Annotated in this window: 26 protein-coding genes, 1 riboswitch and 1 other annotated feature; of the genes, 21 read left to right on the top strand and 5 right to left on the bottom strand. The window is 37.0% G+C overall.

The window, feature by feature from the left end:
- The first annotated feature begins 12 nt into the window (after nucleotides 1-12).
- From IGJ37_RS09480 to IGJ37_RS09455, 6 genes are all read left to right on the top strand, one after another.
- The gene (locus IGJ37_RS09480; RefSeq protein ID WP_002359679.1) at nucleotides 13-831 is read left to right on the top strand and encodes a MetQ/NlpA family ABC transporter substrate-binding protein; all 819 of its coding nucleotides are present in this window, start codon (nucleotides 13-15) and stop codon (nucleotides 829-831) included.
- A 347-nt stretch (nucleotides 832-1178) separates the two neighbouring features.
- A complete protein-coding gene (locus IGJ37_RS09475; protein WP_002362225.1) occupies nucleotides 1179-1994 on the top strand; it encodes an isoprenyl transferase in 816 nt (271 codons plus the stop codon).
- On the top strand, nucleotides 1991-2791 hold the full coding sequence (locus tag IGJ37_RS09470) for a phosphatidate cytidylyltransferase (protein ID WP_002359680.1): 801 nt from the start codon (nucleotides 1991-1993) through the stop codon (nucleotides 2789-2791). Before IGJ37_RS09475 ends, IGJ37_RS09470 begins: the two co-directional genes overlap by 4 nt.
- Before the next feature lie 762 nt (nucleotides 2792-3553).
- Nucleotides 3554-4204 (top strand): diphthine--ammonia ligase, encoded by a 651-nt coding sequence (locus IGJ37_RS09465; protein ID WP_002362628.1) that lies wholly within the window; start codon nucleotides 3554-3556, stop codon nucleotides 4202-4204.
- 87 nt (nucleotides 4205-4291) lie between these two features.
- Entirely contained in the window at nucleotides 4292-4519 is a 228-nt protein-coding gene (locus IGJ37_RS09460; RefSeq protein ID WP_002362220.1) for a hypothetical protein, read from the top strand.
- 148 nt (nucleotides 4520-4667) lie between these two features.
- A complete protein-coding gene (locus tag IGJ37_RS09455; protein ID WP_325814896.1) occupies nucleotides 4668-5399 on the top strand; it encodes an HAD family hydrolase in 732 nt (243 codons plus the stop codon).
- 23 nt (nucleotides 5400-5422) lie between these two features.
- Here the strand turns inward: IGJ37_RS09455 and IGJ37_RS09450 are convergent, their stop codons facing one another.
- The 4 genes from IGJ37_RS09450 to IGJ37_RS09435 all read right to left on the bottom strand — a co-directional run bounded on the left by IGJ37_RS09450 (nucleotide 5423) and on the right by IGJ37_RS09435 (nucleotide 8915).
- On the bottom strand, nucleotides 5423-5650 hold the full coding sequence (locus IGJ37_RS09450; protein ID WP_202565010.1) for an SHOCT domain-containing protein: 228 nt from the start codon (nucleotides 5648-5650) through the stop codon (nucleotides 5423-5425).
- A complete protein-coding gene (locus tag IGJ37_RS09445) occupies nucleotides 5628-6437 on the bottom strand; it encodes a TPM domain-containing protein (RefSeq protein ID WP_325814895.1) in 810 nt (269 codons plus the stop codon). The genes IGJ37_RS09450 and IGJ37_RS09445 overlap by 23 nt, the downstream gene beginning before the upstream one ends.
- Nucleotides 6434-7579, bottom strand: a complete 1146-nt coding sequence (locus IGJ37_RS09440) for a hypothetical protein (protein WP_002380612.1) — start codon at nucleotides 7577-7579, stop codon at nucleotides 6434-6436. The genes IGJ37_RS09445 and IGJ37_RS09440 overlap by 4 nt, the downstream gene beginning before the upstream one ends.
- A 103-nt stretch (nucleotides 7580-7682) precedes the next feature.
- On the bottom strand, nucleotides 7683-8915 hold the full coding sequence (locus IGJ37_RS09435) for an SPFH domain-containing protein (RefSeq protein ID WP_002356656.1): 1233 nt from the start codon (nucleotides 8913-8915) through the stop codon (nucleotides 7683-7685).
- Nucleotides 8916-9122: 207 nt separating this feature from the next.
- Here IGJ37_RS09435 and IGJ37_RS09430 point away from each other — a divergent pair, with 207 nt between their 5' ends.
- From IGJ37_RS09430 to IGJ37_RS09400, 7 genes are all read left to right on the top strand, one after another.
- Nucleotides 9123-11165, top strand: a complete 2043-nt coding sequence (locus IGJ37_RS09430; RefSeq protein ID WP_083578546.1) for a penicillin-binding transpeptidase domain-containing protein — start codon at nucleotides 9123-9125, stop codon at nucleotides 11163-11165.
- A gap of 115 nt (nucleotides 11166-11280) precedes the next feature.
- On the top strand, nucleotides 11281-12000 hold the full coding sequence (gene tsaB, locus IGJ37_RS09425) for a tRNA (adenosine(37)-N6)-threonylcarbamoyltransferase complex dimerization subunit type 1 TsaB (RefSeq protein WP_002362637.1): 720 nt from the start codon (nucleotides 11281-11283) through the stop codon (nucleotides 11998-12000).
- Nucleotides 11972-12526, top strand: a complete 555-nt coding sequence (rimI, locus tag IGJ37_RS09420) for a ribosomal protein S18-alanine N-acetyltransferase (protein WP_002387121.1) — start codon at nucleotides 11972-11974, stop codon at nucleotides 12524-12526. Before tsaB ends, rimI (IGJ37_RS09420) begins: the two co-directional genes overlap by 29 nt.
- A gap of 7 nt (nucleotides 12527-12533) precedes the next feature.
- On the top strand, nucleotides 12534-12998 hold the full coding sequence (gene rimI, locus IGJ37_RS09415) for a ribosomal protein S18-alanine N-acetyltransferase (protein WP_128705469.1): 465 nt from the start codon (nucleotides 12534-12536) through the stop codon (nucleotides 12996-12998).
- A complete protein-coding gene (gene tsaD, locus IGJ37_RS09410) occupies nucleotides 12995-14041 on the top strand; it encodes a tRNA (adenosine(37)-N6)-threonylcarbamoyltransferase complex transferase subunit TsaD (protein WP_033597280.1) in 1047 nt (348 codons plus the stop codon). Before rimI (IGJ37_RS09415) ends, tsaD begins: the two co-directional genes overlap by 4 nt.
- 42 nt (nucleotides 14042-14083) lie before the next feature.
- Nucleotides 14084-14287: a binding site (T-box leader), on the top strand.
- Between the two features lie 71 nt (nucleotides 14288-14358).
- On the top strand, nucleotides 14359-16050 hold the full coding sequence (gene argS, locus IGJ37_RS09405; RefSeq protein ID WP_002372206.1) for an arginine--tRNA ligase: 1692 nt from the start codon (nucleotides 14359-14361) through the stop codon (nucleotides 16048-16050).
- Nucleotides 16051-16205: 155 nt separating this feature from the next.
- The gene (locus IGJ37_RS09400) at nucleotides 16206-16706 is read left to right on the top strand and encodes an HD domain-containing protein (protein WP_002356666.1); all 501 of its coding nucleotides are present in this window, start codon (nucleotides 16206-16208) and stop codon (nucleotides 16704-16706) included.
- Between the two features lie 80 nt (nucleotides 16707-16786).
- On the opposite strand, the gene IGJ37_RS09395 is transcribed toward IGJ37_RS09400, so the two are convergent.
- Nucleotides 16787-17119, bottom strand: coding sequence for a helix-turn-helix domain-containing protein (locus IGJ37_RS09395; protein ID WP_002362215.1), 333 nt, complete (start codon nucleotides 17117-17119; stop codon nucleotides 16787-16789).
- A 93-nt stretch (nucleotides 17120-17212) separates the two neighbouring features.
- Here IGJ37_RS09395 and IGJ37_RS09390 point away from each other — a divergent pair, with 93 nt between their 5' ends.
- The 8 genes from IGJ37_RS09390 (at nucleotide 17213) to IGJ37_RS09355 (ending at nucleotide 26010) form a co-directional block, all read left to right on the top strand.
- A complete protein-coding gene (locus IGJ37_RS09390; protein ID WP_325814894.1) occupies nucleotides 17213-17542 on the top strand; it encodes a hypothetical protein in 330 nt (109 codons plus the stop codon).
- 58 nt (nucleotides 17543-17600) lie between these two features.
- Nucleotides 17601-17670, top strand: a riboswitch (Fluoride riboswitch).
- Between the two features lie 76 nt (nucleotides 17671-17746).
- Nucleotides 17747-19012, top strand: a complete 1266-nt coding sequence (locus IGJ37_RS09385) for a voltage-gated chloride channel family protein (RefSeq protein ID WP_325814893.1) — start codon at nucleotides 17747-17749, stop codon at nucleotides 19010-19012.
- Nucleotides 19013-19061: 49 nt separating this feature from the next.
- Nucleotides 19062-19340 carry a UPF0223 family protein gene (locus IGJ37_RS09380; RefSeq protein WP_002356679.1) on the top strand — a complete coding sequence of 93 codons (279 nt, stop codon included), beginning with the start codon at nucleotides 19062-19064 and terminating at the stop codon, nucleotides 19338-19340.
- Nucleotides 19341-20123 carry an inositol monophosphatase family protein gene (locus IGJ37_RS09375; RefSeq protein ID WP_325814892.1) on the top strand — a complete coding sequence of 261 codons (783 nt, stop codon included), beginning with the start codon at nucleotides 19341-19343 and terminating at the stop codon, nucleotides 20121-20123.
- Nucleotides 20124-20343: 220 nt separating this feature from the next.
- Nucleotides 20344-22179, top strand: a complete 1836-nt coding sequence (gene typA / locus IGJ37_RS09370) for a translational GTPase TypA (protein ID WP_002356682.1) — start codon at nucleotides 20344-20346, stop codon at nucleotides 22177-22179.
- Nucleotides 22180-22496: 317 nt separating this feature from the next.
- Nucleotides 22497-24266: a DNA helicase RecQ gene (gene recQ, locus IGJ37_RS09365; protein ID WP_002381558.1), complete on the top strand. Its 1770-nt coding sequence runs from the start codon at nucleotides 22497-22499 to the stop codon at nucleotides 24264-24266.
- A gap of 226 nt (nucleotides 24267-24492) precedes the next feature.
- On the top strand, nucleotides 24493-24798 hold the full coding sequence (locus IGJ37_RS09360) for a YlaN family protein (RefSeq protein WP_002356684.1): 306 nt from the start codon (nucleotides 24493-24495) through the stop codon (nucleotides 24796-24798).
- A 3-nt stretch (nucleotides 24799-24801) separates the two neighbouring features.
- On the top strand, nucleotides 24802-26010 hold the full coding sequence (locus IGJ37_RS09355; RefSeq protein WP_002356686.1) for an FtsW/RodA/SpoVE family cell cycle protein: 1209 nt from the start codon (nucleotides 24802-24804) through the stop codon (nucleotides 26008-26010).
- Nucleotides 26011-26037 lie beyond the last annotated feature (27 nt).

The following is a 26037-nucleotide window of genomic DNA, read 5'->3' as shown; positions in this document are numbered from 1 at the left end:
GGAGGGAATAAGATGAAAAAACGTACATTATGGTCAGTAATTACTGTAGCAGTAGCTGTCTTAGTTTTAGGGGCTTGCGGCAATAAAAAGAGTGATGACTCGGTCTTGAAAGTTGGAGCTTCACCAGTTCCACATGCAGAGATTTTAGAACATGTAAAACCTTTATTAGAAAAAGAAGGCGTAAAATTAGAAGTGACGACTTATACAGATTACGTGCTACCTAACAAGGCGTTGGAAAGTGGCGATATCGATGCCAACTATTTCCAACATGTGCCGTTCTTTAATGAAGCGGTTAAAGAAAATGATTATGACTTTGTGAATGCAGGTGCGATTCATTTAGAACCAGTTGGGCTTTACTCGAAAAAATACAAATCGTTACAAGAAATTCCTGATGGTTCAACGATTTACGTTAGCTCTTCCGTTTCAGATTGGCCACGTGTTTTAACGATTTTAGAAGATGCTGGTTTAATCACGCTGAAAGAAGGGGTAGACCGGACAACTGCTACTTTCGATGATATTGATAAAAATACTAAAAAGTTGAAATTCAATCATGAAAGTGATCCAGCAATCATGACCACTCTTTATGACAATGAAGAAGGGGCTGCGGTTTTAATTAACTCAAACTTTGCCGTGGATCAAGGATTAAATCCGAAAAAAGATGCGATTGCCTTAGAAAAAGAAAGTTCACCTTATGCCAATATTATTGCGGTTCGTAAAGAAGACGAAAACAACGAAAATGTAAAAAAATTAGTCAAAGTGTTACGTAGCAAAGAAGTCCAAGATTGGATTACGAAAAAATGGAACGGTGCCATTGTTCCAGTCAATGAATAAAAAGAAAAAGACAATAGAATAAAAACTTGAGGTCGGGACAGGCGTGTTAAGCTTCAAGAAATAAGAAGAAAGTTCTGAAAGATGCTTTTTGTCTCTCAAGGACGTTCAGCTTATTTCCGAAGAAGCTGCTCCTGTCCCGTTGTTTATTTAAAATTTTAGAGCTAGGCAGATACATCATGTTGATTTACTTGCCAAGTCTAAGTTTTTTTCTTTTAAAAAAGGATTATAAATGATAAAGTTACAAGGAATTTCTTAATTATCAGGAAAATTCAGGGACTATGCATAGGCATTTGCATTAGTTATTGTTATAATAATTAAGATAGATTTTTTGGAATGGAGGGAAAAAGATGTTACGTTTTTTTCCGCAAAAAAATAAATATGTAGAAGAAGCAAGCCAGTACGCCTTTGATAAAGAAGGCCAAATTCCGCAGCACATTGCCATTATTATGGACGGAAATGGCCGGTGGGCACAGAATCGAAGACTGCCGAGAATTGCTGGACATAAAGAAGGCATGGATACGGTTAAAAAAATAACGAAGCATGCTAGTCATTTAGGCGTTAAAGTTTTAACACTTTATGCATTTTCAACGGAAAATTGGAAGAGACCAACAGATGAAGTCAATTTCTTAATGCAATTGCCTGTTGATTTTTTTGATACATTCGTGCCTGAATTAATTAAGGAAAATGTTAAAGTCAATGTAATGGGCTACCAAGAGTTTCTACCAAGTCATACGCAAGATGCTGTTAAGCGCGCCATTGAGCAAACCAAGGACAATACGGGCATGGTTTTGAACTTTGCTTTGAATTATGGGGCGCGTGCGGAGCTACTAACTGCCATGAAACAGATTGCTGCAGAGGTTTCAGAAAAAGCATATACGGCAGATGAGATTACAGAAGAAACGATCGCAGATCACTTAATGACTGGCTTTTTACCCACGGAACTTCGCGATCCAGAATTGTTGATTCGAACAAGTGGGGAAGAGAGAATTAGTAATTTCTTGCTATGGCAAATTGCTTATAGCGAGTTGTTTTTTACAAAAGCATTATGGCCTGATTTTTCAGGAGACACTTTAGAAACCGCGATTGCTTCTTTCCAAAATCGTAATCGTCGTTTTGGAGGTCTAAAAGAAACTACAGAAACAGAAGGGAGCGATCCGCAGTGAGACAACGTGTCATCACAGCTATCGTCGCATTAATCATCTTTATTCCAATTATCTGGTATGGTGGTTTTGCAATTGAGATTGCCGCTGTTGCTTTGGCAGTAGTCGGCGTGTACGAGTTATTCCGTATGAAAGGATTAACGTTATTAAGTTTTGAAGGTGTTTTATCAGCATTAGGGGCCGTTTTTTTAGTTATCCCAACAATTAAGTGGTTAAACTTTTTGCCGGAAATGCAAACAAATTTCATTTTATTTTATGTCACTGTGATGTTGTTGTTAGGTGCTTCGGTAATTTCTAAAAATACATATACGATTGAAGAAGCTGGCTTTCCAGTTATTGTCAGTTTATATGTAGGGATGGGGTTCCAGAACTTTATTAGTGCCCGTTCCGCAGGTTTTGAAGTCTTGTTATTTGCTTTATTCATTGTCTGGGCAACGGATATTGGTGCATATCTATTTGGACGCCGATTTGGTCGTCATAAATTGATGCCAGATGTTTCACCCAACAAGACAATAGAAGGTGCACTTGGTGGTATTTTATCAGCCGTGGTTGTAGCAGCGTTGTTTTTAGTTTTCACAGCTAATAAAGGGCTATTTCCTTATCCAATGCCGGTGATGCTCGTATTGACGGTTCTATTTTCTATAGTAGGGCAATTCGGTGATTTGGTTGAATCTTCTATCAAACGTCATTATGGCGTGAAAGACTCTGGTAACATCTTGCCAGGACATGGTGGTATTTTAGATCGTTTTGATAGTTTATTATTTGTTTTCCCAATTATGCACTTATGTGGATTATTTTAAATTGATTAACAAAATTTAAAAAGTATCGTCAAATAAGCAAAAATCCAGAAGAGAGACTCTTCTGGATTTTTGCTGTTTATTGAGATAATGCGTGAAACACTGACAGGGTATGTTTGAGATAAGTTTAATTTTAAACATTCGGTGGTTTTACTCTTTAATTGACAATAGCCTTCTCTTTAAAGAGAAGGCTATCTAACGAATCAATATTATTATTTTAAAGTTGGATCAGACTATTTCTAGTATTCAAGTATTTTTCATTTAAGCGATGTATTCCCTACCTCTAATACATCCTTGTATCTCTCTAGACACGCCAGTTTTGAATAAAATCATCAAAACAATTGAATGGTTCGTTTAAAAATATTTTTCGTGTTCTAATTATTATAACATAAAACTCGTCAACTGACCACTAGCTGACGAGTTCATAATTTTTCCAGATAAATAGACAGCCGTTTTCCGCCGACTGTCTAAGATTAAGATAGATTTGTAAAGAAGTGAATAAATGCTTCCTACTATCTCTTTATAACATGAGGAAAAGAAAACTGCAAAAGATAGCTGTGTTTTTTGAAAAAAAGATCAGCTGGTTTCCGCCAGCTGATCATCCGTTGAAAAGAGATATAAAGAAGTGAATAAAGCTTGCTTTACCACTATTTTATACCATGTTTTGATTCAAATAACTATTCAGTATTAGTTATACTTAAATAATAAATATGTATACGGATGTATTGTTTTGAGGTATAGTCATAGAGAAAAGAGGGAACGTTTATGAAAAAATTTTGTTTAAGTTATAGCTCTGGTAAAGATTGTTTATTGGCGATGGATCGATTGGTACAAGCAGGAAATCAGCCAGTTGCGTTAGTGACAACATTAAGTGATGAAATTAATCGTTCTTGGTTTCACGGCATACCAATCTCCGTCTTAGAAGCAGCAGCCGAAGCGTTAGATTTACCACTTGTTATATCACATAACAATGAAACAAATTACACAGAAAAAGTGGTTGAGGCACTGCAGGAAACCAAAAAATTAGGTGCAGAAACGGTTTGTTTTGGCGATATAGATATTGAACAAAATGGTGCTTGGGATCGCCAAGTTGCATTAAGTGCTGGGCTTGAGCCACAATTACCTCTTTGGCAGGAGAATCGCGAAGCACTTGTGAAAGAATTCTTGGCAAAAGGGTACACAGCAATTATCAAAACGGTCAGCAAAGAGGCAGGTATTCCAATAAAATTTTTAGGAGAACCGTTAGATGAAACATTTATCACGTACCTTAAAGAGCATCAATTAGATATTTGCGGAGAAAACGGGGAGTACCATACGTTGGTAATTGACGGCCCGCTATTTAAAAAGAGGCTCAATTATTATGCTTCAGGAATTTATGAAAGTCCTTATGCTTATTCCTTGATTATTGATGCTTAAATGAAAGTAAAAGGACACAAGCTGCCACTTTTTCTAGGGATATGCTATAATTGACTTAAGAAAAGTAGAGAAAGTGAGTGGTTAATTATGGAAGAAACTGTCTTTTTTAATTTAGGAAATGCCCTTGCTTCAAAAAGAGATCAAAAAGAATTAATTAAAGAAGCCCAAATTGCGAAAGATACTCGAAAGATTCCAGGAAAACTGATTATCGTTGAAGATGAAGAAAATGGTACCCATATTTTATTTGAATTAGCTGATCAAACAGAACCATCTGCTGAAACAAAAGAATTCAAAGTGAAAAAAGTGATTGATTGATAAAAAAGCAACGAATTTTTCTAAATTCGTTGCTTTTTTATATTTTTTTTACACAAATGATACAAAAAGAATATCAAAATCAAATAAATGATTAGTATACTTGAAGAAACAAATAGGAAGCAAAGCAAACGTTTTGAGGTGTTCTTTCATGGAAAATCGAGGAATTTTATTTGATAAAGATGGTACGTGTATTCGTTTTGACACTCTTTGGCAAGCAGGTTTGCAAGCTTGTTTTGAAACACTGAGTATGTTAGCCCCTCATCATTCAGCAGAAATAAAAAAGATATTAGCTATTCAGGAGCAACGTTTTTTGCAAAAACATTTACTTGATGAAGTCCTTTATCAGGAACTTTATCAGGAATTGGCGCAATTTGAGGAATTAGTCGAACAGGGAATCAGCAGTCAATGGCTAGAGCAATTTTTTTATGATTATTTACGAAAAAATCTGAAAAAGATTGAACCAATTGGTGATTTAAAACAGTTATTTCTTGAGCTGAAACGGAAGAACTATAAAATTGGATTAGCAACTTCAGATACTTTGCCAGCGACTATGTTGATTATGGAATATCTTGGTTTAACAGAAATGTTTGATTTTATTGCGACAGGAGATCGTTACTTACCGAAACCAGATGCGGACATGCTCCAAGCCTTTTGTCAGTCATATCAATTGAAGGCGACAGAAGTAATTATGGTAGGTGATTCGCTCGTGGATGTTTTCATGGGAACTTGTCATGGTAAAGCAGGAATTGGTGTTTTAACCGGCAACTGCCAGTCAACTGATTTTGAAAAGTTTGAAGTAGCTTATTTTCGTGATATCCATGAAATACCTTATCAAGAATTATGGGAAAATACCAAGAATAAAAAAATCCTGAAAAGATGACGAGTCTTTTCAGGATTTTTTTATTAATCTAATTGAAGCAATTGCCGTTTCTTTTGTTGAAATTCTTCTTCTGTTAGAATTCCTTCATCAACTAACAGTTTTAAATTTCTTAACTCAGCCATTACGTCTTCAATAGCGCTAGGTGAGTTTTTTTGTGAATCAAATAGCTTTGGTTCAATCGGTTGGTTTTTATCACTCTTTATAGGAGTTGGTATTTCTGCGAAAAATCTAAAAACTTCGACCGCCGCCACCGAATGTGCCGCCGCCAGTTGAGTGGGTGGTGCTACCACCACCGCCCATTCCGCCACTGCCACCATTGTTTTTAGGAATACGACGCGTAGTGATGAAAGAGTTGGTTAACTGATCTGTGCGGGAGGTTAAGTTTAAAGTTGTTTTTTCCCTAAAGGGATATTGATAACTTGAAAATTTTAATTGATATTTAGAAATATTAATGCCTAAGAAGACCAAACTGAGTATCAGAGCAGCAGCAAAAGCAATTACCATTTCCAGCGGGGTAATGGCTTTATAACGGGTGATTTTACCTGTTTCGCTGTCCACACGATAGTGACCCCCAGGAACCCCTTTATCAACAAATGCTTGAGTTTCCTGAACAAAGGTTTGAGCAGCCGCGAAATAATTTCCTTGACTCATCCCATCCATTACTTTATCTAAGGTATCATCAATTCGTGCATCCGTCATATAATCAATCATGTTTCCAGAAGTAGAGATGTAGACTTTCCGTAAGTCCATATCAATGAGAAAAAGAATCGCATTTTGGTCCTTGCCAACTTTATTTAAAAGATAATGATCTGCAAATTCTTGTTCATCGCCATAGGTATTATTATTTGTGGTCACAATAAAGACAGAGGCTTTTGTTTTTTTTTCTAAAGGTTGTATCTCTTGCTTTAGTTGGTTGATTTGATCAGGTGTCAGTAATTGTGCGTCATCATCAATTGAATTTTCAGCCGCCGAAACGGGTAGGGCAAGGCCAAAAGCAAGAAGTATTAGGAAAAAAATAGGTAAAAGTCGTTTTTTCATAGGAAATAACCTCCTAATAAAAAGAGTGCTAAGAGTCCAGCGAAAATGCCTAACGTTGCTAGTCCTAAACGAGTGTAACTAATTGGAAGCACACCGCTTACTTTACCTGTTTGTCCATTCATGGCATAATAATAAACTTTTTTTGATTGTTCCTGACTGCGATAGGTGACTAACCAAATTGGCAAAAGCATATAGTGATTATTTTCTTGGTTTAGAGAAATATCCGTGCGAACATTTGTCAACGTAGTATAACCAGAAGCAGAGTCCCGTAACAATGATTCCGAATAATCTTGTAATTCTTGTTGGACGTGTTTTTTGATTGCTTCATATTCAATATCGCGTTTTTCTGCTTGAAAACCTGCTAGGTATTGGCTTTTGAAAGGCACTGCTTGATCAATTAAAAATGGTTGAACGCCTTCCACCATTTTTTGTTGGACGTTTTTTGACAAGGCATTTTTAACTAATTCTTTAAACGATAATTTTCCTGAACGTCCCACATTGAAACGTTTTGTTTCGGTGTATTCAATATCACCTACGCGCCAAATGCGAATACTTGTGCCAGTAGCTTGCAGTTGTCCGTCGACTTCTGCATCAACGACCCAATAGGGGAAGTAAACCCCAGTTAATTTATCGATTTGATTTTTGCTGAAAAAATCTCGGGGAATGAACCATTTTTTCTTGGTCCAAGCGAGAAATTTTTCAATCGCTTCGTCTTTTTCAATTGTAAAGGGTAAGACATTTTCTGGTAAAAATTCGCCACTTAATCGACCAGCCAAGACAACTGGATTATGGCAATAATAACAGTATGTGGCTGCCGTTGTTGCATCGGTGACAATTTGAGCGCCACAGCTTGGACAATTAAAAATTTCCATTGTGCCTGCATCTGCAGTTGCTTCATTCTCAGTGGTCTCTGTTTGTTGCGTAGCGGAGGATTCTTCTTCCGCCGTGAAAGTCAAATTTTCCTCGGCAGTCGTTGTTGAGGGATTCTCTAAATGCGCCTCATGTTGCTGTTGCTCATAACGAGTCACTTCTTCTTCCGTGTAAATATTTAAACAATATTCACAATGAAATTTTTGATCTTTGGGATTAAATAAGAGCGGGCCGCCACAGTTGGGGCATTTATGGGTAAATGTTGTTTCCATTGCAACCGTCCTTTCTAATAGAGTGAGTAAATAACAGGAATCTGATTCAAAGAAAAAGGGTAGACTTGTGCCTGACCCTTTTCTTTAATTGTTCACTACTTGCTTATAAAGGAACCCCTTGGAATGGTTTACCACAATGTGGACAGAACTTAGGAATACCATTACTTAAGTCAACAATTTCGCTACATTCACTACATTTCATTTCTAATTTTGGTTTCTCGTTTGTTGGTTTTGGTGTACCACAGTTTGAACAAAACTTCCCAGTGTTTTCAGTCCCACATTGTGGGCAAGTCCAAGTGTCTGTAGCCCCTTGTGCGTTTTGCTGGTTTTGTTTTTCTTGCATTTGTTGTTGGTTTGTTTGAGACGCTTGCGCAAAGTAGTTGCCATTCGCATTCATGCCCATACCAACGCCCATAAAGCCGCTCATAGCGCCACCTTCATTTTTACCAGCAGCCTCCATACCACGAGCCAAGGAACCTTGAACATAGCCTTCGCGAACACCTGGATCGCTGAGCATAGCTCCTTCATTTCGCATGTTGATTAATTTTGTTGAATCATCTGTATAAGAAATGCTTGCAACTGCTACAGAAACAATTTCCATGCCGCGATTGGTGCGCCAATCCTCGTCAAGCGCAGTTTGCATATATTTACTTAATTCAACACTTTTTGAGGGAACATAAGAAATACGTTGCCCATCAGCAGACATTTGATTGATTGCTGCTTGCAATGCTGTAATGAACTCTGCCAAATATTGTTCATTAATATCATTAATATCTACTTGCGTTTGGTTTTTAGGAATCGCATTAGTATAAAATAGCAAAGGATCTGTAATTTTAATTGAGTAATTTCCGTGTGCACGTAAGAAAAGTTCGGCATTATAAAAATTATCAAAATAGTTTAATGGCGCAGGTGTTCCAAATTTAATGCCTTTAATTTCTTGCAAATTAATATAAAAAACTTGTTGTTTTTGTGGAGTTACGCCACCAAATTTGAAACGACTGAAGGTCTCTGCAATCGCATCTTTTAAAGAACCGTTAAACATTGAAGGCGCAGAATCATTTTTGACTGTATAATAGCCTTCTTCAGCAGTGTAATCGATGATTTTGCCACCATCGACAAGAAGCATCATCATGTTGGGATAGACATGTACAACAGAACCATCTGTTAAAACATCGTCCGTTCCTTTACGATTAGAACCACGTTTATCATCTTTACGTACAAAAACACCTTTTGTCATGACGGTTGTGTCCCCCATATTATCAGGTTCAATAACCTCTAGCCATTGATCGGCCAAGCCACCGCCAACTGAACTTGTTGCTGCTTTAATAAGTCCCATGTTCATTCCTCCTAATAAAAAACTAATTGTTACAGCTAGTATACCACACAATGAATGCAGAGAAATCCAACGAAAGCCTGATGAAATGGAAAAAATTGATCAAACTTTATTAAGAAATTAAAAAAAGTATAGGTGAAACACAAGCATTTTAAAAAAAGTTACGTATAATAGAAGAAAAGACATATTATATAGTTAGGGGATTATTGAATGGAACGAAGTAATCGTAATAAAAAATCTTCAAAAAAACCACTTATTCTTGGTGTTTCTGCCTTGGTTCTAATCGCTGCTGCCGGTGGCGGGTATTATGCTTATAGTCAATGGCAAGCCAAACAAGAATTAGCCGAAGCGAAGAAAACAGCTACTACATTTTTAAACGTATTGTCAAAACAGGAATTTGATAAGTTACCGTCCGTTGTTCAAGAAGCTAGCTTAAAGAAAAATGGCTATGATACTAAATCTGTTGTTGAAAAATACCAAGCAATTTATTCAGGGATTCAAGCAGAAGGAGTCAAAGCTAGTGATGTTCAAGTCAAAAAGGCGAAAGATAATCAATACACATTTACCTATAAATTATCGATGAGCACTCCTTTAGGCGAAATGAAAGATTTGTCTTATCAATCAAGTATTGCCAAGAAAGGCGATACCTACCAAATCGCTTGGAATCCGTCTTTAATTTTTCCAGATATGTCAGGAAATGATAAAGTTTCGATTCAAGTAGATAATGCCAAACGTGGAGAAATTGTCGATCGTAATGGTAGTGGGCTAGCAATTAACAAAGTGTTTGATGAAGTGGGCGTAGTGCCTGGCAAACTCGGTTCTGGCGCAGAAAAAACAGCCAATATCAAAGCTTTTAGTGATAAGTTCGGCGTTTCTGTTGATGAAATCAATCAAAAGTTAAGCCAAGGGTGGGTCCAAGCAGACTCCTTTGTACCAATCACAGTCGCTTCTGAACCAGTGACAGAATTACCAACAGGGGCTGCGACAAAAGACACAGAGTCACGTTATTATCCGTTGGGGGAAGCAGCTGCGCAATTAATCGGGTATACGGGCACCATTACTGCAGATGATATTAAAAAAAATCCAGAGTTAAGTAGTACGGGCGTAATTGGTAAAACTGGCTTAGAACGAGCGTTTGATAAAGAATTAAGAGGGCAAGATGGTGGCTCACTAGTTATTTTAGATGACAAAGAGAATGTCAAAAAAGCTTTACAAACCAAAGAGAAAAAAGATGGTCAAACGATTAAATTAACGATTGACAGTGGCGTACAACAACAAGCCTTCGCTATATTTGACAAACGCCCTGGTAGTGCGGTCATTACCGATCCTCAAAAAGGCGATTTATTAGCAACGGTTAGTTCACCTTCGTATGATCCTAATAAAATGGCCAATGGCATTTCTCAAAAAGAATATGATGCTTACAATAACAACAAAGATTTACCATTCACAGCACGTTTTGCGACAGGCTATGCACCAGGCTCTACCTTTAAAACAATTACCGGTGCCATTGGTTTAGATGCAGGGACATTGAAGCCAGATGAAGAGCTAGAAATTAATGGTTTGAAATGGCAAAAAGATAAATCTTGGGGCGGCTATTTTGCGACACGTGTAAAAGAAGCAAGTCCAGTCAATCTGCGTACCGCTTTAGTTAATTCAGATAATATTTATTTTGCCCAACAAACATTACGGATGGGAGAAGACAAATTTAGAGCGGGTCTTAATAAATTCATTTTCGGTGAGGAACTAGATTTACCAATTGCCATGACGCCTGCTCAAATTTCAAATGAAGATAAATTTAATTCTGAAATTCTTTTAGCAGATACGGGCTACGGTCAAGGTCAATTGTTAATTTCGCCAATCCAGCAAGCTACCATGTATAGTGTTTTCCAAAATAATGGAACATTAGTCTATCCAAAACTAGTTTTAGACAAAGAAACGAAGAAAAAAGACAATGTAATCAGCGCCAACGCAGCGAATACAATTGCCACAGATCTTTTAGGTAGTGTGGAAGATCCTTCAGGTTATGTTTATAATATGTACAATCCGAACTTCTCATTGGCTGCTAAAACAGGAACAGCTGAAATAAAAGATAAACAAGATACAGATGGCAAAGAAAACAGTTTCCTTCTAACGTTAGATCGTAGTAACAATAAATTCTTAACAATGATTATGGTTGAAAATTCAGGAGAAAATGGTTCTGCAACAGATATCAGTAAACCATTAATTGATTACTTAGAAGCAACCATTAAATAAAAAGAGAAAATGAACGAAACGAGGTTTCTGTAAAAAGAAACCTCGTTTTCCCTTTTTAGAAAAAGGAAAGTGTGCTACAATGAAGCGACTAAATTGTAGAAGGAAAGGGATTCGTGTGCGAATTTTAGCAATAGATACATCTAACCAAACATTGAGTATTGCTGTGTGTGAAAATCAAAAAATTCTGGGAAGTTATACAGCAACGGTTAAAAGAAATCATAGCTTAACATTAATGCCGGCAATTGACTATTTGATGAGCCAATTGAACTTGGCGCCAACGGCAATTGATCGTTTTGTCGTAGCAGAAGGACCTGGATCATACACTGGCTTACGTTTAGGCGTGACGACTGCCAAAACATTGGCCTATACTTTAAAGAAAGAGCTAGTAGGCATTTCCAGTCTACAAACGTTAGCTGCCAATTGTGTTGGACAAACCGGTTTAGTTGTGCCTCTTTTTGATGCGCGTCGTAAAAACGTCTATGCTGGTGCTTATCGGTTTGTCGATGGCGTGTGGCAAAATGAGTTACCGGACCAACATATTTCCCTGCGGGAGTTATTAGAACAACTAAAAAATGAACCAAATCTTTTTTTTGTTGGTGAAGATGTTGAAAAATTCACTGAAGAAATAGCTCAAATCATTCCTCATGGGGAAATTTGTGATGTCCCGCAATGGCAAATTCCTAATGCCGCAGTTTTGGCTGCGTTAGGTAGTGTGGCTGAACCTGTTGAAAATGTTCATGGGTTCTTACCTGCGTATTTGAAAAAAGTAGAAGCGGAAGAAAATTGGTTGAAGACACACACGCCTAATGGAGAAAGCTATGTGGAAAAACTTTAATTTTGTGACAAAATACTTTACAAAAAGACGGCAACGGTATATAACTAAAACCATTGCAATGAACCAGCAAGAATTTCAATTGCGTGAAATCACCTACCAAGATATTAAGGATTTACTAGCAATTGAACGTGAAGTTTACGCTGGGGAACTTCCTTGGACGATGTCTGCTTTCATGGCAGAACTTGGCTCAAAAGCGCCGCATCTCTATTTGTTAGCGGCAATTAACGGAAAAACAGTTGGCTTTATTGGTTGTCGGATTCAAGGAACGGATGCACACATTACGAATGTCGCTGTCCATACAGCATACCAAGGCTTAGGTTTAGGTCGTTCTTTAATAGAAGAAACGCGAATTTTTGCCAAGAAAAATCGTTGTGAAACCTTATCGCTAGAAGTACGAATGAGTAATGTTAAAGCCCAACGTTTATATCGAAAAATTGGCTTTGTCTCACAAACGGTGAAAAAAGGCTATTATGACGAAAATAATGAAGACGCACTAGAAATGATAATTGATTTAAAAGAAGAGTGAAGAAAAAATGTTAGTAACAAAAAAAGAAATATCTGTAGCAAATATTAGTGAAGAATTATGGCGTTTTAGTAATTCTTCTTATACAACTGGCTCCCCTTGGACAGAAACACAATTCGCGGAAGATTTTGCTCAGGAAAATAGCGAATATCTTTTTTTAGTTGAAAATGGCCAGTGGTTAGGTTATATTGCCTATCATTTTATTTTAGATGAAGCAGAAATTAGTCACGTTGTTGTGAATGGTCAGAAACAACACCAAGGAATTGGTTGTCAGTTAATGAAAGCTTTTAAAGAATATGTTAAAAGTCGTGACATTACACAAATTTTCTTAGAGGTCAGAGAATCGAATACATTAGCTCAAAAACTTTATGAGAAAACAGGTTTTCGGAAAGTAGCTGTTCGAAAAAATTATTATAAAGAACCTCAAGAAAATGCCTTTGTAATGTGTGCGAAATTAAGGAAGGAAGCCCAATGACAATTTTTACAAAAGAACGTAAATTATTATTAGCTGTGGAAAGTAGCTGTGATGAAACAAGTGTGGCTGTCATTGAAGATGGCGACAAAATTCTTTCCAATATCGTAGCTTCGCAAATTAAGAGCCATCAACGTTTTGGTGGAGTCGTTCCAGAAGTTGCGAGTCGTCATCATGTTGAACAAGTGACAATCTGTATTGAAGAAGCATTAACAGAAGCAAAAGTCACACCAGAAGAGCTTAGTGGCGTTGCTGTGACCTATGGGCCTGGGTTAGTCGGTGCTTTATTAATAGGACTTTCTGCAGCAAAAGCATTTGCTTGGGCGCACCAATTACCACTTATTCCAGTCAATCATATGGCTGGGCACATTTATGCTGCCCGTTTTGTAGCACCGCTCGAATTTCCATTGATGGCCTTACTCGTTAGTGGAGGACATACGGAATTGGTCTACATGAAAGAAGATGGCTCTTTCGAAATTGTTGGTGAAACACGTGATGATGCAGCTGGTGAAGCGTATGATAAAGTCGGACGGGTGTTAGGGCTGCCTTATCCTAGTGGCAAAGAGATTGATGCTTTGGCCCATGAAGGCACAGATACCTACCAATTTCCACGGGCGATGCTAAAAGAGGATAACTATGACTTTAGTTTTAGTGGCTTAAAAAGTGCGTTTATTAACACGGTTCATAATGCAGAGCAACGTGGTGAAGCACTGTCTACAAAGGATTTAGCCGCAAGTTTTCAGGCGAGTGTGGTAGAAGTATTAGTGACTAAAACCATTCGTGCTTGTCAAGAATATCCTGTTAAGCAATTGCTAATCGCTGGGGGCGTTGCTGCGAATCAGGGATTACGAGAAGCAATGAGACATGCAATCAGTGAACAATTACCAGAAGTGACATTACTTATTCCGCCATTAAAACTTTGTGGGGATAACGCGGCGATGATTGGCGCTGCCGCCTTTATCGAAGCTGAAAAGAATCACTTTGCTTCGTATAACTTAAATGCAGAACCTGGCATTAGTTTTATGACAATTAGTGAAGAAGGCTAGCCAGCTAGACAAAAATTTGCTATAATGAAGCCAGTTTAACAATGACATTCAATGATAAAGAGAGTACTTATTTCAACGTCAGCTTAGCGATCTTGGGAAGGTGGGAGCCAAGAGTGATCGGAATGAGGAAGCGCACTTTTAGAATTCTGCTGAAAGCAGACGGCAATCACCGTTATCGATGAAGCAGGTCTATCCAAGTAGTATAGACAATTAGAGTGGTACCGCGGGTAAATTCTCGTCTCTGACAAAACAAATTATTTTGTTTTGTCAGAGACGTTTTTGTTTTTTATACTTACAAATTAATCAGGAGGGTTCTTATGAACAACAAAGAAATCGTAGCAAAAGCGTTACATGATGTTTTAAATGAAGAATTAACGATGGATCAAATCGAACAATTATTGGAAAATCCTAAATCTGTCGATCATGGAGATGTGGCTTTTCCAGCCTTTTCATTAGCTAAAATTTATCGTAAAGCACCACAACAAATTGCAGCAGAATTAGCAGAAAAAATTGATGGCACAAATTTTGAAAAAATTGAAGTGGTGGGACCTTATTTAAACTTCTTCATGAATAAAGAAGCAGTCAGTCAAGCTGTTATTGGCGAAGTAGTCAAAGAAAAAAACAACTACGGAAACAGTACCTTTGGTAATAATGGCAATGTTCCTATTGATATGTCTTCACCAAACATTGCTAAACCAATTTCTATGGGGCACTTACGTTCTACGGTAATCGGGAATTCAATTGCCTTTATTTTAGAAAAAATTGGGTATCAGCCAATTCGGATTAACCACTTAGGTGACTGGGGTACACAGTTTGGTAAGTTAATTGTAGCTTATAAAAAATGGGGTTCTGAAGAAGCAGTCCGCCAACAACCAATTAATGAATTATTGCGCTTATATGTGCAATTTCATGAAGAAGCAGAAGAAAAACCAGAATTAGAAGACGAAGCACGTGCATGGTTTAAAAAATTAGAAGAAGGAGACCAAGAAGCTAATGAATTATGGAAATGGTTCCGTAGCGAGTCTCTAAAAGAATTTGATAAAATCTATTCCATGTTAGAAGTTGAATTTGATTCTTATAATGGCGAAGCCTTTTATAATGATAAAATGGATGAAATTGTTACTTTATTAGAAGAAAAACATTTATTAACAGAAAATCAAGGTGCAGAAATTGTTGATTTGACAGAATATAATTTAAATCCAGCACTTATTCGTAAATCAGATGGTGCGACGTTATATATCACACGGGATTTAGCTGCTGCGCTTTACCGTAAACGGACGTATGATTTTGCCAAATCACTTTATGTAGTCGGCAACGAACAAAGCAATCACTTCAAACAATTAAAAGCAGTCTTGAAAGAACTAGGATTTGAATGGTCAGATGATATGGAACACATTCCGTTTGGTTTAATTACTCAAGGCGGTAAAAAATTATCCACACGTAAAGGGAAAATTGTTTTATTAGAAGAAGTATTGAATGAAGCTGTTACTTTAGCAGGAAATCAAATTAACGAGAAAAATCCAGACTTAGCAAATCGTGAAGAAGTGGCGAAACAAGTAGGTGTAGGTGCAGTTATTTTCCATGACCTTAAAAATGATCGTCTAAATAATTTCGATTTTGTATTAGATGAAGTTGTTCGTTTTGAAGGAGAAACTGGGCCATATGTTCAATATACACATGCTCGTGCGATGAGTATTTTACGTAAAGCAAACTTTACACCAGACGCCACACAACGTTATGCACTAAATGACAAGGATAGCTGGGAAGTCGTGAAGTTGTTACAAAAATTCCCTGAAACTGTGATGCAAGCTGCTGAAAAATATGAACCATCTGTTATTGCGAAACATAGCATTCATTTAGCACAAGCGTTCAATAAATATTATGCCCATGTTCGGATTTTGGATGAAGATGCTCAAAAAGAGGCACGCTTAGCGTTAGTTTATGCAGTAGCTACTGTTCTAAAAGAAGATTTACGTTTACTAGGGTTACATGCACCAGAAGAAATGTAGAAGTTTTTGTGAAAATTTTACTGCGTTGAACGCTAAACTTATTAAGCAAATATTAAAGTTAAGTTACAGATTGAGAAATTCATAGTAATTAAATAGCTGGGGTGCTATACTCGAGTCAAGTTATAAAAGGATTAGAAAAGGTGGCACCCAATTATATGACAGAAAAATGGCGTGAAGACGAAGAATATCTTTCTTATGTAGAAGATTTATTAGCAACCGAAGAAGTCCAAAAATTAGCAGAATACACACAACATATGCATTCAACTCGTTTAGAACATTCAATTAGTGTTTCCTATCATAGCTATAAATTAGCAAAGCGTTGGAACGGCAATGCTCGTGCAACAGCTCGTGCTGGTTTATTGCATGATTTGTTTTACTATGATTGGCGCACAACAAAGTTTGACGAAGGCTCTCATGCCTATGTTCATCCACGAATTGCAGCCAAAAATGCTGAAAAAATTACAGAGTTGTCTGATTTAGAACGAGACATTATTATTAAACATATGTGGGGCGCAACTATTGCACCACCAAAATACAAAGAAAGTTACATTGTAACCTTTGTTGACAAATATTGTGCTGTCAAAGAAGCGGCGTTGCCGATGACGACAGCCATGAAAACCAAATGGCGTCAGTATTTTGGTCAACAGTCAATCTAAAAAAAGCTTATCCTTACGGATAAGCTTTTTTTGTTTGACGTTGACTAAAAAGTCTAGCATTCATCTATTTAAAATAAATATTAAAAGTAATTTTGTTCTGTTAATTTCTTTTGAGCGTATCGAAAGACTGCTTCTTGATTTTCAGTTGTTAACTGTTTGTATATGTTCATAATATTGGTTGGGACAACAAATGGCGTTTCTTCCGTTTCAGGAATACCTAAGATTTCAAGAGGTGATACATCTAAAACTTTAGATAAGGCGACAATTTTATCCCTCCCCATATTTTCAATCATTCCAGTTTCCCATTTCCTGACGGTACTTTTTCCAACACCAACAAAATTTCCAACTTGTTCTAATGTAAGATTTTTCTCCATCCGTTTTTGCTTTAAAAAATTCTCTTTCAAAAAAACCACCTCCGTAAAAACATTCTAGCACAAAAAGTGTCGCAAAAGAAACATGTTTTACTCTATACATAGAGTGATAAATAACTATTGAATCGGCATATATTGACGGTTTTTTCACAAAATGATATACTCCAAGTGTCTAATAAGACACTAAAAGGGGTGAAAAGGGGGAGTAAAATGGAATCAAATTTAATTCATTCAAAATTGAAATTAAAAGGGAAAAATGTTGAATGGTTAGCAAGTGAAATGACCGCTGCAGGTCAACCAATCTCAGCTTCAACAATTTATAAGAAATTAAAAGGAGAGGTTGTATTTAAAGCTTCAGATATTAAATTGATTTCTAAGTTGTTAGATCTGGAAAGCGAAGAAATCATGGTTATTTTTTTTAATGAGATAGTGTCTAAAAAGACACGTGGAGATTGTTACAGGTAATGAGTTATTCTTCTATTGCACTTTCCAGAGTTGCGTGGTATTATTTTTAATAGTTTAATAGCAACATGGTGATGGTGTTCACCACGAACTATTTATTGGACGAATAAATTAATGACGCCTACCAAACGGGAGAAGTGTACCCTTTGGTAGGCTTTTTCTGTACGCTAGGATTGGCGATAAGAAAATTGTAAAGGAGCATGTAAAGTGAAAAAAGAAACAAAGCAACTACTATCAATCAGCGGTTATATGGCAAAATGGTTGCTCATTACCGCAATTATTGGTTTATTTATGGGGGCGTTATCCGCCTTTTTCTTAAAGAGTCTTACCTATGTAACAGATGTTCGTTTAGCAAATCCTTGGTTACTCTTTATCCTCCCCATTAGCGGTGTCGTTTTTACGTATTTCTATACGCGTTTTGGGAAAAATGCTAGCCGAGGAAATAACTTAGTGATTGAACAAGGCAATGGCGGGGAAGAAGATATTCCCTTGCGCTTAATTCCTTTAACATTGTTTGGCACGATTACTACGCACTTATTTGGTGGTTCTGTTGGTCGTGAAGGGACGGCGGTGCAAATGGGGGGCGCAATCGCAAATGCTGTAGGAAAAGTCTTTAAACTGTCCGCTTTGGAACGACAAGTAATTATTATTAGCGGAATTAGTGCAGGTTTTAGTTCTGTTTTTGGCACACCATTAGCGGGAACGGTTTTCGGATTAGAAGTTTTGGCGATTGGAAAAGTTCGTGCAGAGGCACTTTTCCCAAGTTTTTTTGCAGGCTTATTTGCTAATTTTGTAACTGAAAGTTTTGGTGTAACACATACGCATTATCCGATGGGCAAAATTCCGACTTGGTCGGTTGAACTATTTGTAAAATTATTTTTGGCATCGATTTGTTTTGGTTTGGCAGGTTGGGTTTTTAGTCGTTCCATTGTCTTTTTAAAAAAGACCTATGCAAATTGGTTTGCTAATGTCTACCTTCGTGCGTTTCTTGGCGCTGCCATTGTCGTTCTGTTTGTGCTCGTCTTAAACAACCAACGTTATTTAGGCTTGAGTTTACCTTTACTAGAAGATGCTTTTGCAGGTAATGCGCAGCCTTTTGATTTTGTTGGGAAATTATTCTTTACGGTGTTATCCTTGGGCGCCGGATTCCAAGGAGGAGAAGTGACGCCATTGTTTGAAATTGGGGCTACGTTAGGGAGTTCTTTGGCCCCTTTGTTACATCTGTCAATTCCTTTTTTAGCAGGTTTAGGATTTATTGGTGTTTTTTCTGGCGCCACGAATACGCCGATTGCTTGTTTCATTATGGGCATTGAACTATTTGGTAGTGAAGCGGCGGTCTATTTTTTCATGGTCTGCTTAATCAGTTTTATGTGTTCAGGAAATAGCGGTATTTATGCTTCACAACAAAGTTTGTATCGCAAAGGAACAGCAGAATATCCTCTCTTTAATGCATTAAAAAATCGACGTAAATAAGATGTTTTTTTATGAAAATATGCTAAACTAGAGAAGATGAGGTGAAGACATGAAAGACTATCAATATCCATTAGATTTAGATTGGACGACGGAGGAAATGGTGATTGTCACAAATATGTGGACAGCAGTTGAGCAAGCCAACGAAACAGGCTTACCTGTTGACAAATTTTTAACAACTTATCAACAATTTAAAACGGTCGTTAAAAGTATCGGCGAAGAAAAACGCTTAGGTCGTGAATTTGAAAATGCTTCAGGATATTCGTTATATCGTACGCTTCAACAAGCTAAAAAACAGGGAAGCGGCAAATTAAAGCTGGGGGATGATTAGATGACTGAAACGCAAAAATTTATTCAAACAATTCAAAGTTGGCTTTTTGAAGCAGCCGATGTGATTCGAATGAACTTGGAATCAGAGTTAACCGTTCAACAGAAAAATGGCCGCACCGATTTAGTGACAAATATGGATGAACAAACCCAAGAATTTTTAATGAATAAAATTCAAACAAATTTTCCCGAAGATCAAATTTTAGGGGAAGAAAAAGGCTACAATACTTTAAAAAGTTTTGCTGGTCGCGTGTGGATCATCGATCCGATTGATGGCACAATGAATTTCGTGATGGAAAGAGAAAATTTTTGTATTATGTTAGCTGTTTATGAAGACGGCATTGGTAAATTAGGTTTTATCTATGATGTGGTGCGAGAAGAACTTTATTGGGGCGGCAAAGGGCTTGGCGTTTATCGGAATAATCAATTATTAAAAGCGCCTACTATGAAAGCCTTGGCAGATGGATTATGGGGCATGAATGCTTACATGCATGGAAAAAATATTCATCACGCAACGGAAATCGGACAAGCAAGCATGGGCGTGCGTATTAGCGGTTGTGCAGGTTTGGAAATTATTGCTATGTTAAAAGGCAACCATCATGGCTATTTATCTAATCTAAGTCCTTGGGATTATGCAGCAGGCTTAGTACTTTTGGAAGAATTTGGGTTTAAATACTCTGGTATTACAGGAAAACCATTAACTTTTGCGGGTCGTGAATACTTTATTGCAGCAACTCCTGAAACCTATGATGAAGTATTTACCCGATATTTAAATGAATCGGAATAATCAAAGAAGAGCGTTGCTGAAAGGTAAGGCTCTTCCTCTTTTAAAAGAGAAAAATTTGTAAAAAAATGTCCTTGTTTTCAGAAAAAGCCGAATAATTTCTAAAACTTTCATTATTTTTGCAGGCGAAAGCCTTTTTTTAATGAAAAAAGTTTGCTATAATAAGCAGTCGGCTTTTATGGACTTAAGTAACATAAGCGTATATAGATAAGGAGCAATTAAATTGAAATACAGAGATGATATTCGTAACGTGGCAATTATCGCCCACGTTGACCATGGTAAAACAACCTTAGTAGATGAACTTTTAAAACAATCTGACACTTTAGATGGACACACACAATTACAAGAACGTGCAATGGATTCCAATGCACTTGAAAGTGAACGTGGAATTACTATCTTAGCAAAAAATACAGCCGTAGATTATAACGGTACACGTATCAACATTCTAGATACACCAGGACACGCGGACTTCGGTGGTGAAGTAGAACGTATCATGAAAATGGTAGACGGTGTTGTTTTAGTTGTCGATGCGTATGAAGGAACAATGCCTCAAACACGTTTCGTATTGAAAAAAGCATTAGAACAAAAAGTAACACCAATCGTGGTTGTTAACAAAATTGACAAACCTTCTGCTCGTCCTGAACACGTAGTAGATGAAGTTTTAGAGTTATTCATCGAATTAGGTGCAGACGACGATCAATTAGATTTCCCAGTTGTTTATGCTTCTGCTTTAAACGGAACTTCAAGTGAATCAGATGATCCAGCAGATCAAGAGCCAACAATGGCCCCAATTTTTGATAAAATTATTGAACATGTGCCAGCTCCAGTTGACAATTCAGACGAACCACTTCAATTCCAAGTCTCATTACTAGACTACAACGATTACGTTGGACGTATTGGGATTGGCCGTGTGTTCCGTGGCACAATGAAAGTCGGCGACCAAGTTGCGTTGATGAAATTAGATGGCAGCGTGAAAAATTTCCGTGTAACGAAAATTTTAGGTTTCTTTGGCCTACAACGTGTGGAAATTGATGAAGCAAAAGCGGGCGATTTAATTGCCGTTTCTGGAATGGAAGACATTTTCGTTGGGGAAACAGTTGTAGATGTTCACAATCAAGAAGCATTACCAATTCTACACATTGATGAGCCAACCTTACAAATGACTTTCTTAGTTAACAATTCTCCATTTGCGGGACGTGAAGGAAAATACATCACCGCTCGTAAAATCGAAGAACGTTTAATGGCTGAATTACAAACAGACGTATCTTTACGTGTTGATCCAATTGGCCCAGATTCTTGGACTGTATCAGGCCGTGGCGAATTGCATTTATCAATTTTAATTGAAAATATGCGTCGTGAAGGCTATGAATTACAAGTTTCTCGTCCAGAAGTTATTGAACGTGAAATTGATGGGGTTAAATGTGAACCATTTGAACGTGTTCAAATTGACACACCTGAAGAATACATGGGTAGTGTGATTGAATCCCTAAGTTTACGTAAAGGCGAAATGCAAGATATGATTAATGCCGGTAACGGACAAATGCGTTTAATCTTCTTAGCACCAGCTCGTGGCTTAATTGGTTATTCAACAGAATTCTTATCAATGACTCGTGGTTATGGTATTATGAACCACACCTTCGATCAATACTTACCAATGATTCAAGGAACGATTGGCGGCCGTCATCAAGGTGCGCTAGTTTCAATCGATACTGGTAAAGCAACGACTTACTCAATCATGAGTATTGAAGAACGTGGTACAGTTTTCGTTGAACCAACGACAGAAGTTTACGAAGGAATGATTGTTGGGGAAAACAACCGCGACAACGATTTAACTGTGAACATCACAAAAGCTAAACAAATGACTAACGTTCGTTCGGCAACGAAAGACCAAACATCAGTCATCAAAAAACCGAAAAAATTAACGTTAGAAGAATCATTAGAATTCTTGAATGAAGATGAATACTGTGAAGTAACACCAGAAAGCATCCGTTTAAGAAAACAAATTCTTAACAAAAACGAACGCGAAAAAGCAAGCAAGAAAAAGAAAAAAGCTGAATAATTTTTCGACAAATAAACATTTAAACCAACTATGCTCGTTTTACTACGAAAATAGTTGGTTTTTTTGATGGCAAAAACGAATTAATGCGTATTTTAAGATAAGGTTATTTTTTTATGTGTGGATAACTACTCGTTATCCACAACAAGCAAATGCCGCTATTTTTGAAAGCTTTTGATAGCAAGCTTTCACAATTTTTCATTCTTTTTGATGTTTCACGTTAACTGGTGTTTCACGATTGTGTCTTGTTTTAACACACCTTGTTCCTGTTAGATTAGCGTGTTAAAATGACTTGTAGAACAAAGATTGGAGCGCAATAAATGAGTGCATTACAAGAATTATTAAAAGATACATTTGGCTATGATGATTTTCGGCCAGGACAAGAAACGATTATTCGTCATGTATTGCGACAAGAAAATGTCTTAGGCATTATGCCAACAGGTGGAGGCAAATCGATTTGTTATCAGTTGCCAGCCTTACTTCTGGATAATTTAACATTGGTGATTTCACCATTAATTTCTTTAATGAAAGATCAAGTAGATGCCCTGAATTTAATGGGGATTCCAGCTACATATATCAATAGTACCATTTCCTATCAAGAAATGAATCAACGTATTCAATTAGCGGTTAACAAAGAAGTCAAGCTATTGTATGTTGCGCCAGAGCGATTAGAATCTTATGATTTTCAACAGATGCTGACACATGTACCGATTGATTTATTGGCAGTAGATGAGGCACACTGTATTTCACAATGGGGGCATGATTTTCGTCCAAGCTATTTGCGTTTAGCAGAGATTATCGATCAATTTCAACAGCAACCAACTGTGATTGCACTAACAGCAACAGCAACGCCACAAGTAGCGGAGGATATTGTCAAGCAATTAAGAATTCCATCAGAAAATGAAATCAAAACAGGATTCGCTCGAGAAAATTTATCTTTTCAAGTCGTGAAAGATCAAAATAGAGACGTTTTTCTTTTGGAATATTTAAAGATGAATACTGGACAATCAGGTATTATTTATGCAAGCACGCGCAAGGAAGTTGAACGAATTTATCATTTATTAGAAAGTAAAAAAATTGCAGCTGGGATGTATCATGGGGGCATGAGTGAACAGTTACGTAGTGAAAATCAAGAAGCATTCTTGTATGATCAAGTGCAAGTGATGGTAGCAACAAATGCCTTTGGTATGGGGATTAATAAGAGTAATGTTCGTTTTGTCATTCACGCACAAGTACCAGGAAATATTGAATCTTATTACCAAGAAGCGGGCCGAGCTGGTCGTGACGGTCTACCTAGTGATGCTGTGTTAATGTTTGCTCCACAAGACTTGCAAATTCAACAATACTTTATTGAACAATCTGAAATGACCATTGATTATAAGCAGAAAGAGTACTTGAAATTACGGGAAATGTCACAATATGCGAATGCACAAATGTGTTTACAAAAATATATTTTACGCTATTTTGGTGAAGAAGGGACGGACTGCGGTCGCTGCTCGAATTGTCTGGATAATCGAGAATTAGTCGATATTACGGTCGATGCCCAAAAAGTTTTGTCTTGTGTAAAACGTATGGGAGAACGTTTCGGTAAGGGTTTAGTTGGTAAAGTCTTGACTGGCTCAAAAGATCAAAAAATTGATCAATGGCATTTTGATCGTTTGCCAACATACGGACTAATGAAAGGTCGCACGCAAAAAGAAGTCACACAACTGATTGATTATTTGACAGCAGAACGTTATTTAATTCCTTCTGATGGGCAATTTCCGTTGTTATCAGTCTCGACAGAAGGTGTTCAGGTGCTTTTAGGGGAACGGAAAGTCTTCCGAAAAGAAGACCAAAAAGTTCGAAAAGTAGCAGTGGATGATGCCTTGTTTGAACGATTACGCGAATTACGTATGGACATGGCTCAAGAGGCAGGCGTGCCGCCATATGTAGTCTTTTCCGATAGTACACTTAAAGAAATGTGTGAAAAATTACCGCAAACAACGATTCAATTATTGCAAATAAAAGGGGTCGGCCAAAATAAATTAGATAAATATGGCACCGCCTTTTTAGAAGTAATTAAAGAATATCAAGAGACAAAAAAATGATATAGTTTGTTATTTTATTTAAAATTAAAAGCAGAAAATAAGAAAAAAGTCTTTTAATGTATTTGTTGTTGTAGTGATAAAATAAGCTTGTTATATAAAGAGATTTCTTACTTAATATATCGCTTGGTTTCAGAAAATTTCTTAAAGGAAATTTTCTGAAATCATCATGTATCTAACTGAGAATTATGTTATAATTATTTAATTAAGATAGGGAGGTTCTGTACAAATGGACGAAGGAATTTCAAAGAAATTTGCCATTCAATTATTAGAAGACGATGCAGAACGCATTAAAATGCTTATTCGTAATCAAAAAAACAGTTTGTGCATTTCTCAATGTAAAGCATTTGAAGAAGTGGTGGATACACAAATGTATGGTTTTTCAAGACAAGTGACCTATGCGACCCGTTTGGGGATTTTAACTAATGATGAAGGACATCGCTTACTAAGTGATTTAGAACGCGAATTGAATCAATTATATACAGATGTTTATGAAGAAACACAAGAAAAAAACGAGATTGGCAAGGAGGGTTAAGCTTTGCCAAACAAAGTAAAGAAACGGCATTTGCTAGACTATAGTATTTTTATTCCATATTTAATTTTAAGTATCGTGGGATTGATTATGGTATATAGTTCCACATCCGCATTACAAGTAATGAAAGGTTTTTCACCTACCTCATTCGTTATTAACCAGGTTGCCTTTTGGGTAGTAGGGTTAGTTGCAATGTTTTTTATTTATAAGATGAAAACATCCGTTTTTCAGAATCGAAGTTTTATCATGTTTGCCATTGCGGTAATTACGGTTATGGTTTTAGCCGTTCGGATTCCTGGTATCGGGAAAGAAATTAACGGCGCACGTGGTTGGATTGAGATTGGTGGATTTTCTATGCAACCAGCTGAGTATTTAAAAATTATGGTTGTCTGGTATCTGTCTTATATTTTAGCACGGCGACAAAAGACAATTAATGGAGGCATGGATCAATTTAAACAAGCTGCCGGGCGCCCGTTGATGCTCGTTTTTGTATTAATTGCTCTAGTTGCAATCCAGCCTGACTTCGGGAATGCGGCCATTCTAACATTAATTACCATCGTGATGGTTTTAGCAAGTGGGATTAATTATATGTATACCTACTTGGTCGGTGGCTTGGGCATTTTAGGTAGTATCACGGCTATTCAGTTATTAATTATGTCTAAAGGAAAAATTTTCCCAGCGCGTTATCAATATATTTATAATCGTTTTGCTGTTTTTAAAAATCCATTTTTAGATGAACGGAACTTAGGACATCAGTTAGCTAATTCTTATTATGCAATCAGTAATGGCGGCTGGTTTGGCAAAGGTCTAGGGAATAGTGTTCAGAAAAAAGGCTTTTTACCAGAAGCACATACGGACTTTATCTTTGCGATTACTTTAGAAGAGTTAGGCATTATCGGCGGTCTAGCGATTTTAGGATTGTTGATGTTTATGATTGCGCGAATTATTTTAGTCGGTGTACGCTCGAAGAAACCTTTTAATTCACTAATGTGTATTGGAATTGGTACAATGTTATTAATTCAAGTCTTTATTAATGTTGGTGGGATTACTGGGATTATTCCATTAACAGGAATTACTTTCCCGTTCTTGAGTCAAGGTGGGAATAGTTTGCTGATTATTTCGATTGCTGTGGCCTTTGTCCTGAATATCAGTGCAGATGAAACACGTCAGAAATTAGAAAATGAGTACTATTTATCTTTAGAACAGAACCAATAAATTTGAAGGAAATTGATGGTAGGAGTG

Source organism: Enterococcus sp. AZ104, from assembly GCF_050546705.1.
Taxonomy (GTDB): domain Bacteria; phylum Bacillota; class Bacilli; order Lactobacillales; family Enterococcaceae; genus Enterococcus; species Enterococcus faecalis.
This window is presented reverse-complemented; position numbering and strand designations above follow the sequence as displayed.